Below are 17110 nucleotides of genomic sequence, written 5' to 3' on the forward strand. Positions count from 1 at the left end.
GAAACCCCTGGCGCAAGCGCGACAGGGGCTCTTGCGTTGAGAGACTACCCGAGTCCGCCGACCCACCCCAAGGGGCGGTCAGTCGGAGTTGAGCGCCTCGGCCGCCTCGCCGCTGCTGTCCCGCAGGAACCGCGCGCAGCGTTCGGCCTCGTCCTTCTCCCCGATGGCCTGGGCGGCGCGGGCCAGCGCGTGCAGGCAGCGCAGGAACCCGCGGTTGGGCTCGTGGTCCCACGGGATCGGCCCGTGCCCCTTCCAGCCGGCCCGGCGCAGCTGGTCCAGCCCCCGGTGGTAGCCGGTGCGGGCGAAGGCGTAGGAGGTGACCGCGTGACCGGCGGCGAACGAATCGTCGGCGAGCGCCGCCCACGCCGCGGAGTAGGCCGGGAACCGGGCGGCGACGTCGCTCGGCTTGGCACCTGAGGTGAGCGCCTCCCGGGCCTCCGGGGTGTCCGGCAGCTGGACGGGCGGTGGACCGGCGAGCAGGTTCTGCTGGATTTCCATGAACACAGTCTTACCTGTCCGGCCGCGAGGTGCTCGAAGCCGCCCGCGCGGATCGCCGGAACCGGCCGGACAATCTCCGGGACAGTGTGGTGGGGCCCCGGTCGGCCGGCTGCGCCTCAGGGGCGGTCGCCGTCTCCGCCGCGCCGGCCGTCTCCGCCGCGCCCGCTGTCTCCGCCGTCTCCGCGGCGCCCGCGCCGCCGGGCGCGGTCGCGGCGGCCAACCGCTCGGCGAGCCGGGCGTTCTCGGCGCGTAGCCGGGCCACCTCGTCGGCCAGGGCCGGGCCCGCCGGTTTCGGCTCCGGCGGTTCGGCCGCCGCGGCCGGCCGGAAGCCGAGGCCGTGGCCGTCCAGCCAGTGCGTCCCCGCCACGTCGTCCACCGCGGCGTCCAGCGGCTCGCCCTCGGCTCGGACCAGTGCGGCCCGGGCGAAGGCGCCGGTGTGCTCCAGCCGGGCGGCGATCACCTCGTCGGTCTCGTCCAGCGCGACCGACACCAGCCCGTACCCGCCGTCCACCGCGTGCTTCACCAGCCGGCGGAGCGTCTCGGGGCCGGGCACCCAGCCGGCCGGGCAGCGCAGCCGGTAGGGCACCGGCGCCGCCGAGGCCGCGGGCGCGGTGACGAACCGCACCCGGGACTCGGCCCGGTAGTGGCCGCGGACGAGCAGCAGGTCCAGCCGCTCGCTGTTCAGCGGGTTGCGCCGGTCCGCCACCGTCTCGTCCCACGGCCCGGTCAGGGTGACCCGGATGTCGGGCAGCGAGCCCGCCAGGAAGCCGTCCACGGTCGCCCGCACGTCCTCGTAACCGGCGTGCTCGGCCTCGACCAGCACCTCGACGTACGGCACCAGCCACTGCCGGCGCGGATGGGCGCGCAGCCGGCGCATGTGCGGCAGGTGGTCCGGCACGAAGGCGTGGTTGTAGCGCCGGACGCGCTCGCCGTCGCGCATCATCATCGACGGCCCGAGGTGGCGGCTGCGCGCCTCCGGGGCGAGCACGAACGCGGCGCCCTGCTGGGCCAGCCGGTGGCCGAGCTCGGTGTCCTCGCCGAGCACCAGTCCGGTGTCCAGCGGCCCGGCCGCGCGCAGCAGCCGCGCGTTCACCGACGCGGCGTTGGTGACGTGCACCCGGTAGGCCAGGTCGCCCGCGGTGCGCAGGCCGTCGGTCCGCGCGGCCAGGTCGACGATCCACCGGTGCGGTTCGCCGGCCGCCTCGTCGAACGCCTTTCCCGCGTCACCGGCCGAGACGGCCGCGTGCACCTCGGCCGCGGTGGGCGTGCCCGGCCGGTACGGGACATAGCGCACGTACCCCATGACGACCAGGTAGTCCGCCAGGTGATGCCAGCGCATGTGCGCCTCGACCTCGTCGTGGAAGGTCACCATGTCGGCGTCCAGCCAGTGCACGACGTCGCCGTCCGCCGCCGCCAGCCCCAGGTTGCGGGCGGCCGACCGACCCCGGTCGCCGGGGCCGGTGCGCAGCAGGCGGACGTTCTCCGGCGCGATCTCCGGCAGGTGCAGCGGCGGGTCGGTCCCGTCGTCGACCACCACGACCTCGGTCAGGTGGGCCGGGTAGCTCTGCGCCGCGAGGGCGGCCAGGGTGAGGTCCAGCCGGTCCTGGTGCCCGTAGGCGGCGATCACCACGCTGACGGTGCGCCGGGGCCGCCAGCTCCCGGGCTCCGGCGGGCGCAGCGCGCCGTAGTCGTTGTGCCTGATCCGCGGGGCGGGCGGGCGGGCGAGGTCGTCGGCTGTCATCGGCACTCCATCAGTCGGCTCGGCCGGAAACCGCGCCACTGCCGGGCGGCCCGGGCCAGGAAGTACCCGACCGGCTCCTGCCAGGTGTGCGCGCCCCGGGCCGCGCGGCGGGCCATGAACCCGAGCCCGTGCGTGCGGTACATGGCGCCGCCGGCCCGGATGAGGTCCTGGAAGAGGTGGATGTCCACCGACCGGGGCAGTGGCCGGAAGCCGCCCAGGGCGGTGAGCACCGAACGCGGCAGGACGAAGGTGCCGCCCGCCACGTGGTCGGCCACCGTTTCGGCCGACCACCGGCGGCGGATCGTGGTGTCGATCTGCGCCAGGTAGAAGAACTCCGAGGCCGCGCCGGCCAGTTCGGCACCCGAGTACGCGTGCGCGAGCATCATGTCGGCGAGGTGGTCGGGGCCGTACCAGTCGTCGTCGTCCCACTTGGCGACGTACGCGCCGGCGGCGCGGGCCACGGCCTGGTTCAGCACCGCGCCGAACGGCGTCGCCGCCTCCGCCGTCACGATGGTCAGCGGGCGGTCGAACGCCGCCACCGCCCGGGCCACCTCCGGCGCCGCGGCGGCCACCCCGTGCAGGGCCAGCACCACCTCCAGCTCGGCACCGCGCTGCCGGGCGATCTGGCCGAGCGCGAACGGCACCAGCGCGGGCCGCCGGGTGCACAGCACGACGGAGATCGTCGGAGCCGGCGGCACCGGTTCCCCGGCCCGGACGGCGAGCGAGCGCCGCCGCGCGGCCGACCCGTGCCGGGCCAGCGCCGTCCGGCGCAGCAGCACGCTGTGCTCCTCGCGGCGCAGGTCGTCGGCCAGATCCTCCTCGGTGGCCGCGGTCAGCCGGGCGGCCAGCTCCGGGCCGAGCGCTCGCGCCGCCCAGCCGGGCGGCGGGCCGGACAGCAGCGGGACCCCGGCGGCGGCCAGCCCGGCCACCGCGCGCACCGCGGCCAGCGGTCCGGTGTGCGCGCGGCGCCAGGGCACCCGCAGGCCGCGCAGCCGGCGCAGCCGGCCGACGTCGGCCTCGGTGACCTGCCCGGACGCCGCCAGGCGCACCGGTGGCCGGCCGGGCAGCGGGATCTCCCAGCCGCCGTCGCGCCAGGTGATGCCGGTCACCGGGTCGGTCGCGTCGCGCAGGAAGCCGCCCGGGTTGACGGTCCGCTCGTCCACCGGCGGCACCGCGTCCGGCTCGAACTCCGCGGTGCGCAGCGCCGCGTACCCGCCGGGGGAGCCGAGCTCCACCCAGGTGGGGCCGGCCGGCGGCTCCGCGACGCGCGCCCGGGCCGCCCCGGCGGTGGCGGTCACGGCGTCCGCCTGAGCACCATCGCGCCCTTCTCGGCGCGGTGCGCGGTCCCGGCCAGTTCCGGGTACTCGCGGAGCCACCGCTCGGCCACCTCGCGCTCGGCCGGGCGGTCCGCGTCGTCCAGCACGATCCACGCGTCCGCCGTGCAGTGCGGCAGCAGCACCGGCACCGCCGGGTAGCGCACCAGCGGCGCGGTGGCGCCGGGCGGCCCGTCCACGAAGACCAGGTCCACCTCCGGAAGGTCCGCGAGCGCCGCCGGGTCGTACCAGGGCACCGCGACGGCGTCCCCGTCGTCTCCGTCCCGGCCGCCGGACCACGGCAGCAGCGGGGCGTGCCGCACCTCGACGACGTCCTGGAGGCCGTGCGCCAGCACCAGGTCGCGGGTGGCCCGGGCGAACCGCTCGTCGTGCTCCAGCGCCACGACCCGGCCGCCGCCGAACCGCTCCACCGCGTAGCCGAGCCACACGCTGGAGGAGCCGCTGCCGCACTCGACCACGGTCTTCACGCCACCGGCGGCGATCCGCCCCACCAGCAGGCGCAGCATGTCGGGGGAGGCGGCCCAGCCGCGCAGGGCGGGCAGCGGGGCGCGCGGGCGCAGCAACGCGCGCAGATCGACCAGCGCCTCCAGCTGGGCGTAGTTCTGCCGCACCGTGGCGGCCAGCTCGGCCCGCCCGGCGCGCAGTTCGGCCCGCCCGGCGTGCAGCTCGGCGTCGAGCCGGTCCAGCCGCTCGGCCTGGGCGGCCAGCTCCATCCGGTCCTCGCCGAGCGCCGCGAGCACGACCTCCGCCCGCCGGTGGCCGGCCTCCTCCAGCCGGCCGGCCAGGCCGTCCACGGTGGCCGCCAGCCGGGAGATCTCCTCACCGGTCCGCCGGAGCGCGGCCTCCTGCCGCTTGGTGCGGGCGTCCACCCGCAGGGCCTTGCCGTCGGCGCGCCGGGTGACGGCGACGGCGACCACCGTGGCGGCGAGGATCAGCACCGACAGGGCGAGCTGCGCCGCGGCGGCCGGCGCCAGCGCTCCGGCGGCGACGGTCCAGGCCAGCAGGGCGACCGCGAGGGCGGCGCCGGCCGCGGCGGCGGCGGCCAGCACGCGCGGGGACGGCATCAGCGGGTCCCCCGCCCGGCGTGCCGCGCGGCGGCGGGACGGACGCGGCCGGCGGGCCGGGTATCGGCGGCGGGCCGGGCGCGGTCGGCGGGATGGGCAGGGGCGGTGGGACGGGCCGGGATCAGCGAGCGGCCCGCGCGCGGGGTCCGCGTGCCGAGATCGGCGCCCCCGCTGGAGAACCTGCGAGATGGGGCGAACATTCAGCCGAGGCTAACGACGCATCGACTGGATCATCCGGGCGTTTACTACTTCTTGGGCATTTCCCAAGAAACTCTCATGGACCCGGGCAGGAATCGGCCTGCCCGGGTCCGTGGCTCATCCGGAACCGCCGGCGGCGGTTCAGGACAGCTTGTTCCCCGCGGACAGCAGGTGCTCGCAGGCCTCGACCACCCGGGCGGCCATGCCCGCCTCGGCGGCCTTGCCCCACGCACGGGGGTCGTACTCCTTCTTGTTGCCCACGTCGCCGTCGACCTTGAGCACGCCGTCGTACTTGCGGAACATGTGGTCGGCGACCGGCCGGGTGAAGGCGTACTGCGTGTCGGTGTCGATGTTCATCTTCACCACGCCGTAGGAGATGGCCTCGCGGATCTCCTCCATCGTCGAGCCGGAGCCGCCGTGGAAGACCAGGAAGAACGGCTTGTCACCGCTGCCGTGCTTGGCGCCGACGGCCTCCTGGATGTCCTTCAGCACGCTCGGGCGCAGCTTGACGTGCCCCGGCTTGTAGACGCCGTGCACGTTGCCGAACGTCGCGGCCAGCAGGTACCGGCCGCGGTCGCCGAGACCGAGCGCCTCGGCGGTCGCCAGGGCGTCCTCCGGGGTGCTGTACAGCTTCTCGTTCATCTCGCCGACGACGCCGTCCTCCTCGCCGCCGACGACGCCGATCTCGGCCTCCAGCACGACCCGGGCCGCGGCGGCCTTCTCCAGCAGCTCGCGGGCGATCTCCAGGTTCTCGTCCAGCGGGCAGGCCGAGCCGTCCCACATGTGCGACTGGAACAGCGGGTCGCGGCCCTCGGCCACCCGGCGGGCGGAGATCTCCAGCAGCGGGCGGACGAAGCCGTCCAGCTTCTCCTTCTGGCAGTGGTCGGTGTGCAGCGCGATGTTCACCGGGTACTTGTCGGCGACGGCGCGGGCGTACTCGGCCAGCGCCACGGCACCGGTCACCATGTCCTTGACCGTGCTGCCGGAGAGGTATTCGGCTCCGCCGGTCGAGACCTGGATGATGCCGTCGCTCTCGGCCTCGGCGAAACCGCGCAGCGCGGCGTTCAACGTCTGCGAGGACGTCACGTTGATCGCCGGGTATGCGAAACCATTGGCCTTGGCCCGGTCGAGCATTTCGGCGTAGACCTCTGGGGTCGCGATAGGCATCGGAAGTCAACTCCCTGGACGGAACGGATGCTGGCACGGGAGCTCGGTGACTCCCCCGAGGGGCAAGTATTGCGAAGTACCGCCGACCGAGGAAGCCGGAGTCCAACGGGCGGTACGGCCGCCGGCCGCCGCCCGGATCCGGCACCGTGCCCAATACCTCCCTGCCCGGGGACGGTGCCGGACACACCACGTCGTGCCCGATCGGGCACTGAACGCCCCCGTGCGGGGTACCCTCGTGCGTGATGGACCTCACAAATCTTCTGGACGCCCAGTGGTGGATCGTCACCTTCGGGCTCATCGGCATCCTCGCGATCATCTTCGCCGAGACCGGCCTGCTCGTCGGCTTCTTCCTGCCCGGCGACTCGCTGCTGGTGGTCGCCGGCATGGGCGCGTCCACCGCCGTCGCGTCCTCGGTGGGGCTGGACAGCCCGTTCCCGCTCGGCGTGCTGCTCGTCGGAGCGCCGCTGTGCGCCATCGCCGGTGCCCAGCTCGGCCACTACATCGGCATGAAGACCGGCCCTCGGCTGTTCTCCCGGCCCGAGTCGCGGCTGTTCCGGCAGGAGTACGTCGAGAAGGCCGAGCACTACTTCCAGAAGTTCGGCCCGTCCAAGGCCGTGGTGCTGGCCCGGTTCATCCCGATCGTCCGCACGTTCCTGAACCCGGTCGCCGGCATGCTGGGCATGCCCGCGCCCCGCTTCCTGCTGTGGAACGTGCTCGGCGGCCTGCTGTGGACCGAGTCGATGCTGCTGATCGGCTACTACGCGGGCAGCGCCATCCCCAACGTCGACCGCTATATCTTGCCCGGCGCGGCGGTCATCATCCTGCTGTCGGTCATCCCGATCGTGCGCGAGGTGCTGAAGAGCCGCAAGGAGCTGAAGGCCGGCCGGGAGTCGGCGGTCCAGCCGGCGGTCCAGCCGGCCACGCCGCCCCGCGGCCGGCACCACCGGGACCCCGCGCCGCCCATGTAGCGGCCACGCGGCTCGTCGCGGGTCCGCCCTCGCCGCGGTGAAATTTTCCCCCAGATGCCCCGGTCGCCTCGGCGGCCAGGGCGGCGGCCATGCGCGTCCTGACCGGTCCCTCGTGGGCCGCCCCGTCCCCGGGTTAGAGTCCGGTACGTGGGACGCCATCGGTCCGAACCCATGGGCATCGCCCGGCTGGCGCTGGTGGGCGTGGCCGTTCTCGCCGTGCTGGCGCTGATCGGCGTCGGCGCCGTGGCCCTGGTCGGCACGCTGGACACCGGTGACGCCGTCCCGCCGGGCGCCGCCGAGCCGTCCGCCGTCCCGGACAGGACCGCGGACGGGACCACGGACGGGACCACGGCCGCGACGGTCCCGGAGCCGAGCCGGACGGCGACCTCGCCGCCCACCCTGTTCGTGGAGTGCCGGGCCGACCGGTGCCCGCTGTTCGTCCGGGTCAGCGGCGGGGACGTGCTGGAGGACCGCGAGCTGGACCGCGGCCAGGAGGCGGTCTACTCCCAGCCGAGCCTCGACGTGGTGCTGAACGACGCGTCCACCGTGTACGTCGAGGTCAACGGGACGGCGCGCCCGCCGGGCGAGCCCGGCGAGCGGCAGAGCTTCACCGCCCGGCGGGCGAAGGACGGCTGACCGGCGGGCGCAGGGCGGCTGACCGGCGGGCGCAGGGCGGCTGACCGGCGGGCGCAGGGCGGCTGACCCGCGGCCCGGCGCCGCCCGGACCCGGCCGTCAGGACCCGGCCGTCAGGACCCGGCCGTCAGGACAGGCCGAGGTCGGCCATGGTGTAGGCGGTGCGGTACGGCAGGCCCTCCTGCTCGATCCGGGCCGCCGCGCCGCGGTCCACGATGGTGGCCACCCCGACGACCACCGCGCCCGCCTCGCGCAGCGCCTCCACCGCCGTGAGCACCGAACCGCCGGTCGTGGAGGTGTCCTCCACCGCCAGCACCCGCCGGCCGGTCACGTCCGGGCCCTCGATCCGGCGCTGCAGGCCGTGCGCCTTGCCGGCCTTGCGCACCACGAACGCGTCCAGAGCCCGCCCGCGGGCCGCCGCCGCGTGCAACATGGCGGTGGCCACCGGGTCGGCGCCCAAGGTCAGCCCGCCGACCGCCTGGTAGTCCAGGTCGGCGGTGGCGTCGAGCATGACCTGGCCGACCAGCGGGGCGGCCGTGGCGTCCAGGGTGATGCGCCGCAGGTCGACGTACCAGTCCGCCTCGCGGCCGGAGGAAAGCACGACGCGGCCGTGCACCACGCCCTTTTTCTTGATCTCCTCCAGGAGATTCGCACGCTCGTTCATGGGATACAGCCTAGGGAGGCGTCGTTAGCATGGCCTGCCGGGCCGCTCGGTAATCACCCCTGGACCGGTCAAGGAAGCGGCCGGTAGGTTCCGCGGGAGCGTCTGCGAACATGGTGGGGCGCGGGCCGAATCGCCGGGATTCACCCTCGCGCGATCAGTGGCTTCATTACCCTGATAAAGGGCCGGGCATCGGCTGCCACCGGGTCCGGCCGGGTAGGAAAGGGGCGGTGTCGCGTGGATCGCTGCGCGCTGTTCGTGGACGCTGGCTATCTGCTGGCGGACGCGGCGATGGCCGTGCACGGCACCCGCCACCGGGAGGCGGTCGCCTGGGACTACCCTGGCCTGCTGCAGCTGCTCTCCACCCTGGCCCGGGAACGCACCGACCTGCCCCTGCTGCGCTGCTACTGGTACGAGGCCACCGTCGAGGGCCGGCGCACGCCCGAGCATGACGCGCTGGCCGACATCCCCGGTCTGAAGCTCCGGCTGGCCCGGATCCGCCCCGGCCGCCGGGAGGGGGTGGACGCCCAGGTCCACCGGGACCTGATGACGCTGGCGCGTAACAACGCCATCTGCGACGCGGTGGTGGTCAGCGGGGACGAGGACCTGGCCCAGGTGATCAGCGACGCGCAGGACCTCGGCGTCCGGGTCACTGTGATCAACATCGCCGCGGAGGGCGCCTGGGCGGTGTCGCGCGCCCTGCAGCAGGAGTGCGACGACCTCGTCGAGATCGGCAGCGGCCACCTGCGGCCGTACGTCACGCTGGTCACCGGCAACATCGCGGCGCCCGACCCGGGCAACGGACGCCACCACCCGCAGCCGCCCGGCAACGGCCGGTCCCGCGAGCCCGGCGACCCGCTGGGCAACGGTCACCCGCCCTCGCCGCCCGGCACCCTGACCGGCACCTTCCCGGCCATCGGGCCCGGCGCGCCGGCCGGCCGAACCACCGGCTCCCCGGCGGGCCCGTCCGGCGCGGGCGGCAGCCGGCCGGCGTCGCCCGGGGGGTTCGGCACGGCATCGCCCGGCGCCGGCGGGTTCGGGGTCGCGGACGCGCCGCCACCGGGTCCCGGGCCGCGCGGCGCGGGCGTCTCCGGGCTGAGCTCGCGACCGCCCGAGGACCAGGCGACCGCGTCCGGCGCCGCGGGGCGGTCCGCCGCGGCCGGCTCAGGTCCGGCGCCCGCCGGCTCCGGCTCGGCGCTCTCCGGCTCAGATCCAACGCTCTCCGGCTCCGGCTCGGCGCTCGCCGGCCCCGGCCTGGTGCCGCAGCTGCCGCGCCGCCCCGCCGCGGCCGACCCGGCCCACGGCAGCGGCGCCGCCGCTCTCGACCCGCCCGTACGTGCTTCCGGCCTCGACTCCGCCGGGCACGACCCCGGCGGCTCCGCCCTCCACCCGGCCGGGCGGGGCCCCGGCGGTTCCGGTATCGATCCGGCCGGCCGAGCGCCCGGCGACGCCGCTCTCGACCCGCCCGTCCCAGGCACCGGCACCTCCGGTCCTGATCCGTCCGTACGCGGCACCGGAGCCTCCGGCTTCGACCCGGCGGAGCGCGGCACCGGCGCTTCCGTCTTTGACCCGTCCAGGCGGGGCAGCAGTGCTTCCGCCCCTGCGCCGTCCGCACGCGGCACCGGCACTTCCGGCCTCGATCCGTCCGGGCGGAGCAGCGACGCTTCCGCCCTTGACCCGTCCGGGCGGGGCAGCGGTGCTTTCGGTCTCGACGCGGCGGGGCGCTGGACCGGCGGCTCCGCGCTCGATCCGGCCGGGCGCGGTGCCGGCTCGCCCGCCCCCTCCTCCCATGGGCCGCCCGGCGACCGACCGGCCGAGACCGCCGCCGACCTGCGAGGGGCGTCCAGCGCGCGCGCCGTCGGCGGACCGCCGGCCTCCGCGCCCGGCCACGGCGGGGCCGCCATCGGCGGCGGCTCGCACGCGGCCCCCGGCTCCCCTCGGGCGAACGCGTCCCCGCCGGTCGGGTCCGGCCCGGCCCCACGCGGCGCGGCCGGTGGGCCCGAGGTCACCCACCCGGCCGCGCACACCTCGCCGGGCACCCGGCCGTCCGCTCCCGGATCCGATCCGCTGGGGGCCGGGCCGCTGAGCGGCGGCGCCACCGGTTCCGGCCCGCTCGGCGCCGGTACCGCCGCGGAGTCACCCGTAGATCCCGCCGATTCCGGCGCGCACCTGGCCTCGCTTCGCATTCCGGGCCAGCATGGCGCCGGCCAGCACGCCCTGGACCAGCACCGCCGGGACCCGCATGGCGCGGGGCGGTACATCTTGAACCAGCACGGCATGGACCAGCACGCCATGGACCAGCACGGCATGGACCGGCACGGCGCCGGGCGGTACGGCGTGATCCCGCCCGGTCCCGGCCGGCCCGGTGACGACCCGGCGAGCCCGCCCGGCGTGGACCAGCGTGGCGATGACCGGGCGGGCCGGCGAGGCGATGACCCGCAGAGGACCGGCCAGCACGGCCTCGACCAGCACCAGGCAGGCCGGCGCCACTCTGACCAGCAGGGCTCTGAGCGGCATGATGTGGACCGGCAGGGCACCGGCCAGTATGGCGCTGACTCCTACGGCGCGGACCGGCAGGGCTCTGACCAGTACGGCGCGGACCGGCATGATGCGGACCGGCATGATGCGGATGCCGACCGGTATGGCGCCGGCCGGCGCGGCGCGGACCGGCCCGGAACCGCCCAGCACGGGGCCGCTCAGCACGGGGCCGCCCAGCACGGGGCCGCTCAGCACGGTGGCAGCCGGCACGGTCATGGCCAGCACGGCGCCGATCGGCACGGCCCGGACGAGCACGGCACCGGCCGGTACGGCGAGGAGCGGTACGGCGCGGGCCAGGCGATCGGTCCGTTCGGCCCGGCCACGCTGCCCGACGCCGAGCCCTTCGGTGACGAGGAGCCGTCGAACGGATCGCCGGGCGGCCGGCTCCGGCCGGGGGCCGGCGGTACCGGTGGGCCGGATGAGTCGGCCGGTCACGGCGCGCACGCCGGCGGCCGGAGCCTGGCCCGCCCCGGTGCGGAGTCCCGGCCCGGGCCGGACGGGTACGGCTTCCCGGCCGCCGGCCTGACCGGCGAGATCCCCCGGTACGACGCGAGCGCCGCCTCGCACGCCGGTACCGGTCGGGAGAGCCACCCGGCCGCCGGGCCGTCCCGGCCCGCGCTGCCGGCCGCGGGGCAGGCCGAGCAGCGGCAACCGGCGGCGGGGGAACCGGGGCAGCGGCAACCGGCGGCGGGGCAGCCGGCGGCGGGGCAGCCGGAGCAGCGGCGGCCGGCCGCGGGACTGCCGGGGCCGGCCGAGCAGCGGCAGCCGTCCGCGGGACCGGCCGAGCAGCGGCAGCCGTCCGGCCGGGGCCCGCACGTCCCCCCGCAGGTGCCGCCCGCCCAGCCCATGGCCGCCCCGGTGCCCGCCCAGTCGCCCGCGGTGCCGAGCCAGTACGGCGGCGCGCTGCCCGCCGGCAAGCCGCATCCCTACCCGGGGTCGCCGTTCGGTCCCTACACCGGCCCGCATCCGGCACCGGTCCCCGCGCACCCCGGCCCGTCGGGCACCACCACGCTGGCCGACGCGGTGAAGGCCGCGCACACCGAGGGGCACGACTTCGGCGAGTCCATCGCCAGGGACGCCCCCGCGCTGTGGCTGGAGGCGGTGCTGGCCCGCAAGCCGCGGATGCCGTCCGACCTGGAGGCCCGGCTGCTGCAGGGCTCCTCGCTGCCCATCGACTTCCTGCTGCACGACGAGGTGCGGCACGCGCTGCGCCGCGGCTTCTGGGACGCCCTGGAGCGCGCCCGCCGCTAGGGCCCGCCGCGCGTCTGCGCCGGCCGGATGGGTCAGGAGAGGGCGTCGAGGCCGGCGCGCAGGTGCCGGACCCGGTCGCCGAGGTCGTTGAGCGGGCTGGACAGGCCGGTGCTGCCGTTGGCCTTCGCGGCCAGCTCCTTGACCCGGGACAGTTCCTCCTCCACCGCGGTCAGCCGGCTGGACAGCTCGGGCAGCACCTCGGTGCCGACGCCCTCGGGCAGTTCGGCGGTGAGGCGCTCGCGCAGCAGCGCGGCCTGCTCGGTGAGCTTGCGGTTCAGGCCGAACAGCTCGACGAAGACCGAGACCTTCGCGCGGAGCACCCACGGGTCGAACGGCTTGGTGAGATAGTCGACCGCGCCCGCCGCGTAGCCGCGGAAGGCGTAGTCGGGGGCGCTGTCCACCACGGTCAGGAAGATGATCGGGATGTTGCGGGTGCGCTCGCGGCGCTTGATGTGCGCCGCGGTCTCGAAGCCGTCCATGCCGGGCATCCGCACGTCCAGCAGGATGAGCGCGAAGTCGGTGCTGAGCAGGGCCTTCAGCGCCTCCTCGCCGGACCTGGCGCGCACCGCGACCACGTCCAGCGAGCTGAGGATGGCCTCCAGCGCGATGAGGTTCTCCTCCCGGTCGTCGACCAGGAGGATTCTCGCTCGGTGCGGCATCAGGACTGCCCTTCCCTGCTCTCGCCGGAGGCGACGCGGCCGCGGGTGAGCCAGCCGCGCAGCCGCTCCAGCAGGCGATCGACGTCCACCGGCTTCGGCACGTAGTCCGACGCCCCCGAGGCTATGCTCTTCTCCCGGTCGCCGCGCATGACCTTCGCGGTCAGCGCGATGATCGGCAGATCGGAGAACTGCGGCATCCGGCGGATCGCCGAGGTGGTCGCCCAGCCGTCCATCTCGGGCATCATGATGTCCATCAGCACCAGGGCGACGTCCTCGTTGCGCTCCAGCTGCTCGATGCCCTCCCGGCCGTTCTCCGCGTAGACCACGGTCGAGCCGTGCCGTTCCAGCACGCTGGTGAGCGCGAAGACGTTGCGGATGTCGTCGTCCACAATGAGGATCTTCCGGCCGGCCAGCGGGTCGTCGCCCTGCCAGGTCGGCGCGGCGGCCGGCTGGCTGAGCTGCGGCATCTGCAGCTCGTCGTGCATGGTCTCGCGGACCAGCTCGGGCAGGTCGGCGGCCTCGGCCTGCTCGCGGGCGCCGGCCGGCAGGGCCACCGCCGCGCCGCCGTCCCCGCCGGCCAGCGGCCCGGCGTAGCTGATCGGCAGGTGCAGGGTGAACGTGCTGCCCCGCCCGGGCTCGCTCTTGGCGTGGATCTCGCCGCCGAGCAGCCGGGCCAGCTCGCGGCAGATCGACAGGCCGAGGCCGGTGCCGCCGTACTTGCGGCTGGTCGTGCCGTCGGCCTGGCGGAACGCCTCGAAGATCACATCCAGCTTGTCGGGGGCGATGCCGATGCCGGTGTCGACCACGGCGAACGACAGGATGTCCTCGTTGCCCTGCAGGGTCTCGTCGATGTACGGCACGCCGCCGCCGGCCCGGGTGATGTGCAGGCGCACCTCGCCCTTGGGGGTGAACTTCACCGCGTTGGACAGCAGGTTGCGCAGGACCTGCTGCAGCCGCTGCTCGTCGGTGTGCAGCTCCTCGGGCACCGACGGGTCGACCTCCACCGCGAAGGACAGGCCCTTGTCCTGGGCGAGCGGCGCGAAGGTGGCCTCGACGTAGTCGACCAGCTTCGGCATGGACAGCTGCTGGGGGTGCACGTCCATCCGGCCGGCCTCGACCTTCGCCAGGTCCAGGATGTCGTTGATGAGCTGCAGCAGGGCCGAGCCGGCACCGTAGATGGTGCGGGCGAACTCCACCTGCTGCGGGGTGAGGTTGCCCTCGCTGTTCTCGGTGAGCAGCTTGGCCAGCACCAGCAGGCTGTTCAGCGGGGTGCGCAGCTCGTGCGACATGTTGGCCAGGAACTCGGACTTGTACTGCGAGGAGACGGCGAGCTGCTCGGCGCGCTCCTCCAGCGTGCGGCGGGCCTGCTCGATCTGGAAGTTCTGGATCTCGATGGCGCGGTTCTGCTTGGCGAGCAGCGCGGCCTTGTCCTCCAGCTCGGCGTTGGACCTGCGCAGCTCCTCCTGCTGGCGCTGCAGCTCGTCGGAGCGCTCGCGCAGCTCGGTGGTGAGCCGCTGCGACTCGGTCAGCAGGTCCTCGGTGCGGGAGTTGGCGATGATGGTGTTCATCGTGACGCCGATGGTCTCCACCAGCTGGTTGAGGAAGGCGATGTGCACCTCGCCGAACCGGCCGAACGAGGCCAGCTCCAGCACGCCGAGCACCTGGTCCTCGAAGAACATGGGGAGCACGACGATCTGCGCGGGCGGCGAGCTGCTGAGCCCGGTGTCGACGGTGAGATAGCCGGCCGGGACGTCGTCGAGCACGATCGGGCGCCCCTCGGCCGCCGCCTGCCCGACGATGCCCTCGCCGAACCGGAAGCTCTCCCGGACCCGGCAGCCGGGGCGCACGCCGTAGCCGGCGATGAGCCGCAGCTCGGTGTCGCGGGGGTTGGTCACCATGTAGAAGGCGCCGTAGCGGGCCGAGACCAGCGGGGTGAGCTCGCTCATGATGAGCTTGGCGACCTCCATGAGGTCGCGGTGGCCCTGCATGAGGCGGGAGACCCGGGCCAGATTGCTCTTCAGCCAGTCCTGCTCCTGGTTGGCCTTGGTGGTGGCCACCAGGTTGGACACCATCGTGTTGATGTTGTCCTTCAGGTCGGCCAGCTCGCCCTGGGCGTCCACGGTGATCGACCGGGTCAGGTCGCCGCGGGCGACCGCGCTGGTGACCTCGGCGATGGCGCGCACCTGGGTGCTCAGGCTGCTGGCCAGCTCGTTGACGCTCTCGGTGAGCTGCTTCCAGGTGCCCTCGACGCCCTCCACCCGGGCCTGGCCGCCGAGCTGGCCCTCCGAGGCGACCTCGCGGGCGACCCGGGTGACCTCGGAGGCGAAGGAGGAGAGCTGGTCGACCATCCGGTTGATGGTGGTCTTCAGCACCAGAATCTCGCCCTGGGCGTCCACGTCGATCTTCTTGGACAGGTCGCCCCGGGCGACCGCGGTGGTCACCTCGCCGATGTTGCGGACCTGGTAGGTCAGGTTGGTGGCCATCAGGTTGACGTTGTCGGTGAGGTCCTTCCAGACCCCCGACACGCCGCGCACCCGGGCCTGCCCGCCGAGCTGGCCCATGGTGCCCACCTCGCGGGCCACCCGGGTCACCTCGTCGGCGAACAGCGACAGCTGGTCGACCATGGTGTTCACCGTGTCCTTCAGCTGCAGGATCTCGCCCTGCGCGTCCACGGTGATCTTCCGTGACAGGTTGCCCTGCACGACGGCGGTGGAGACGGCCGCGATCTGCCGCACCTGGGAGGTCAGGTTGTTGGCCATCAGGTTGACGTTGTCGGTGAGGTCCTTCCAGACGCCCGACACGCCGCGCACCTGGGCCTGGCCGCCGAGCTGGCCCTCCGAGCCGACCTCGCGGGCCACCCGGCTCACCTCGGAGGCGACCGAGGACAGCTGGTCGACCATGGTGTTGATCGTGGACTTGAGCTCCAGCATCTCGCCCTGGGCGTCCACGTCGATCTTCTTGGACAGGTCGCCGCCGGCCACGGCCTTGGTCACCTGGGCGATGTTGCGCACCTGGTAGGTGAGGTTGTAGGCCATCGAGTTGACGTTGTCGGTGAGGTCCTTCCAGACGCCGGAGACGCCCTTCACCTCGGCCCGCCCGCCGAGCTGGCCCTCGGTGCCCACCTCGCGGGCCACCCGGGTGACCTCGTCGGCGAACAGCGACAGCTGGTCGACCATGGTGTTCATGGTGGACTTGAGCTGGAGGATCTCGCCCTGCGCGTCCGCGGTGATCTTCTTGGACAGGTCGCCCTGCGCGACGGCGGTGGCCACGGTGGCGATGTTGCGCACCTGGCTGGTCAGGTTGCCCGCCATCACGTTCACGTTGTCGGTGAGGTCCTTCCAGACCCCCGACACGCCGCGCACCCGCGCCTGGCCGCCCAGCTCGCCCTCGGTGCCCACCTCGCGGGCCACCCGGGTGACCTCTTCGGCGAAGGCGGACAGCTGGTCGACCATGGTGTTGACGGTGTTCTTCAGCTCCAGCATCTCGCCGACCGCGTCGACGGTGACCTTGCGGCTGAGGTCGCCGCGCGCGACGGCGGTGGTGACCTCGGCGATGTCGCGCACCTGGGCGGACACCCGGCTGGACATGGTGTTCACCGCCTCGGTGAGATCGCGCCAGCTTCCCGACATGCCGCGGACGTTGGCCCGGCCGCCGAGCTGGCCCTCCGAGCCGACCTCGCGGGCCACCCGGGTGACCTCGGAGCTGAACAGCGAGAGCTGGTCGACCATGCCGTTGATGGCCTTGCCCAGGCGGCGCACCTCGCCGCGCGAGTTGCGGTCCATGTCGATGCGGCGGGACAGGTCGCCCTGGGCGACCGCGTCGAGCACGTCGGCGGCGCTGCTCACCGGGGCCACCAGCGCGTCGATCAGCATGTTCACCGAGTCGACGCTCTCGGCCCAGGAGCCCACGCCCGGGCCCGGGGTCAGGCGCACGCCGAACCGGCCCTCGCGGACGACCTCGCGCCGCACCCGCAGCAGCTCGTTGGCCAGATGCTCGCGCCGGTCGGCCACCTCGTTGACGAGCAGCCGCACCTCGCTGAGGATGCCGGGCGGGGCGTGCGGGACGCGTCGCCGGAAGTCGCCGTCACGCCACGTGATGAGCGTCTCCAGTAGAGGCCGGAGCTCGGACTCGGTATAGGACCGCTCCGAACCGGCACCCGTGGTCGGGGTACCCTTCATGAAGCCTCCTTCACGCTGTTCGGGCGGGACTCGAAGTAGTGCCAGTCTGGCATGAAGGGCGCCTTGCGGTCGCCCTGTCGATCGGCCGCATGCGACAGGTAAGTGTGATAGGCACGGTGCATTGGTCTCTTCCCGCGGACGAACCGGGGGGTTCCGGTCCGAAGGTCAGGGCGCGCGTCCGCGTCGCCAGGGCGGACGGGCCGGAGGGTTCCCCGCGCC

Annotated in this window: 11 protein-coding genes; 3 read left to right on the forward strand and 8 right to left on the reverse strand. The window is 74.5% G+C overall.

The window, feature by feature from the left end; all coding sequences use genetic code 11:
* Nucleotides 1–78 precede the first annotated feature (78 nt).
* The 5 genes from Sru01_RS28280 to fbaA form a co-directional block, all read right to left on the reverse strand.
* On the reverse strand, nucleotides 79–498 hold the full coding sequence (locus Sru01_RS28280; protein WP_203991796.1) for a DUF3151 domain-containing protein: 420 nt from the start codon (nucleotides 496–498) through the stop codon (nucleotides 79–81).
* 10 nt (nucleotides 499–508) lie between these two features.
* Entirely contained in the window at nucleotides 509–2239 is a 1731-nt protein-coding gene (locus Sru01_RS28285; RefSeq protein WP_203991798.1) for a glycosyltransferase family 2 protein, read from the reverse strand.
* A complete protein-coding gene (locus tag Sru01_RS28290; protein ID WP_203991800.1) occupies nucleotides 2236–3537 on the reverse strand; it encodes a glycosyltransferase family 2 protein in 1302 nt (433 codons plus the stop codon). Before Sru01_RS28290 ends, Sru01_RS28285 begins: the two co-directional genes overlap by 4 nt.
* The gene (locus Sru01_RS28295; RefSeq protein ID WP_203991803.1) at nucleotides 3534–4637 is read right to left on the reverse strand and encodes a class I SAM-dependent methyltransferase; all 1104 of its coding nucleotides are present in this window, start codon (nucleotides 4635–4637) and stop codon (nucleotides 3534–3536) included. The genes Sru01_RS28290 and Sru01_RS28295 overlap by 4 nt, the downstream gene beginning before the upstream one ends.
* 339 nt (nucleotides 4638–4976) lie before the next feature.
* Nucleotides 4977–6002: a class II fructose-bisphosphate aldolase gene (gene fbaA / locus Sru01_RS28300; RefSeq protein ID WP_203991806.1), complete on the reverse strand. Its 1026-nt coding sequence runs from the start codon at nucleotides 6000–6002 to the stop codon at nucleotides 4977–4979.
* Between the two features lie 242 nt (nucleotides 6003–6244).
* Between fbaA and Sru01_RS28305 the strand changes: the two genes are divergently transcribed.
* Both Sru01_RS28305 and Sru01_RS28310 read left to right on the forward strand, forming a co-directional pair.
* Nucleotides 6245–6970 carry a DedA family protein gene (locus Sru01_RS28305; RefSeq protein ID WP_203991808.1) on the forward strand — a complete coding sequence of 242 codons (726 nt, stop codon included), beginning with the start codon at nucleotides 6245–6247 and terminating at the stop codon, nucleotides 6968–6970.
* A gap of 147 nt (nucleotides 6971–7117) precedes the next feature.
* Complete coding sequence (locus tag Sru01_RS28310) at nucleotides 7118–7606, forward strand: hypothetical protein (RefSeq protein WP_203991810.1); 489 nt, start codon at nucleotides 7118–7120, stop codon at nucleotides 7604–7606.
* Between the two features lie 125 nt (nucleotides 7607–7731).
* Here the strand turns inward: Sru01_RS28310 and pyrE are convergent, their stop codons facing one another.
* Nucleotides 7732–8268, reverse strand: a complete 537-nt coding sequence (gene pyrE, locus Sru01_RS28315) for an orotate phosphoribosyltransferase (protein WP_203991812.1) — start codon at nucleotides 8266–8268, stop codon at nucleotides 7732–7734.
* A gap of 234 nt (nucleotides 8269–8502) precedes the next feature.
* On the opposite strand from pyrE, the gene Sru01_RS35960 reads away from it, so the two are divergent.
* Nucleotides 8503–12054, forward strand: coding sequence for an NYN domain-containing protein (locus Sru01_RS35960; protein WP_239137803.1), 3552 nt, complete (start codon nucleotides 8503–8505; stop codon nucleotides 12052–12054).
* Nucleotides 12055–12086: 32 nt separating this feature from the next.
* Here the strand turns inward: Sru01_RS35960 and Sru01_RS28330 are convergent, their stop codons facing one another.
* Both Sru01_RS28330 and Sru01_RS28335 read right to left on the reverse strand, forming a co-directional pair.
* Nucleotides 12087–12713, reverse strand: a complete 627-nt coding sequence (locus Sru01_RS28330) for a response regulator (RefSeq protein ID WP_203991814.1) — start codon at nucleotides 12711–12713, stop codon at nucleotides 12087–12089.
* Complete coding sequence (locus tag Sru01_RS28335) at nucleotides 12713–16891, reverse strand: HAMP domain-containing protein (RefSeq protein ID WP_203991816.1); 4179 nt, start codon at nucleotides 16889–16891, stop codon at nucleotides 12713–12715. Before Sru01_RS28335 ends, Sru01_RS28330 begins: the two co-directional genes overlap by 1 nt.
* Between the last annotated feature and the right edge of the window lie 219 nt (nucleotides 16892–17110).

This window comes from Sphaerisporangium rufum, from assembly GCF_016863395.1.
Taxonomy (GTDB): Bacteria; Actinomycetota; Actinomycetes; order Streptosporangiales; family Streptosporangiaceae; genus Sphaerisporangium; species Sphaerisporangium rufum.

Bases quoted from the DNA above. Each gene is read 5' to 3' on its own strand.
- fbaA (WP_203991806.1), bottom strand. From the start codon at position 6,002: ATGCCTATCGCGACCCCAGAGGTCTACGCCGAAATGCTCGACCGGGCC.
- Sru01_RS28305 (WP_203991808.1), top strand. From the start codon at position 6,245: ATGGACCTCACAAATCTTCTGGACGCCCAGTGGTGGATCGTCACCTTC.
- Sru01_RS28280 (WP_203991796.1), bottom strand. From the start codon at position 498: ATGGAAATCCAGCAGAACCTGCTCGCCGGTCCACCGCCCGTCCAGCTG.
- Sru01_RS28285 (WP_203991798.1), bottom strand. From the start codon at position 2,239: ATGACAGCCGACGACCTCGCCCGCCCGCCCGCCCCGCGGATCAGGCAC.
- Sru01_RS28335 (WP_203991816.1), bottom strand. From the start codon at position 16,891: ATGAAGGGTACCCCGACCACGGGTGCCGGTTCGGAGCGGTCCTATACC.
- pyrE (WP_203991812.1), bottom strand. From the start codon at position 8,268: ATGAACGAGCGTGCGAATCTCCTGGAGGAGATCAAGAAAAAGGGCGTG.
- Sru01_RS28330 (WP_203991814.1), bottom strand. From the start codon at position 12,713: ATGCCGCACCGAGCGAGAATCCTCCTGGTCGACGACCGGGAGGAGAAC.
- Sru01_RS28295 (WP_203991803.1), bottom strand. From the start codon at position 4,637: ATGCCGTCCCCGCGCGTGCTGGCCGCCGCCGCCGCGGCCGGCGCCGCC.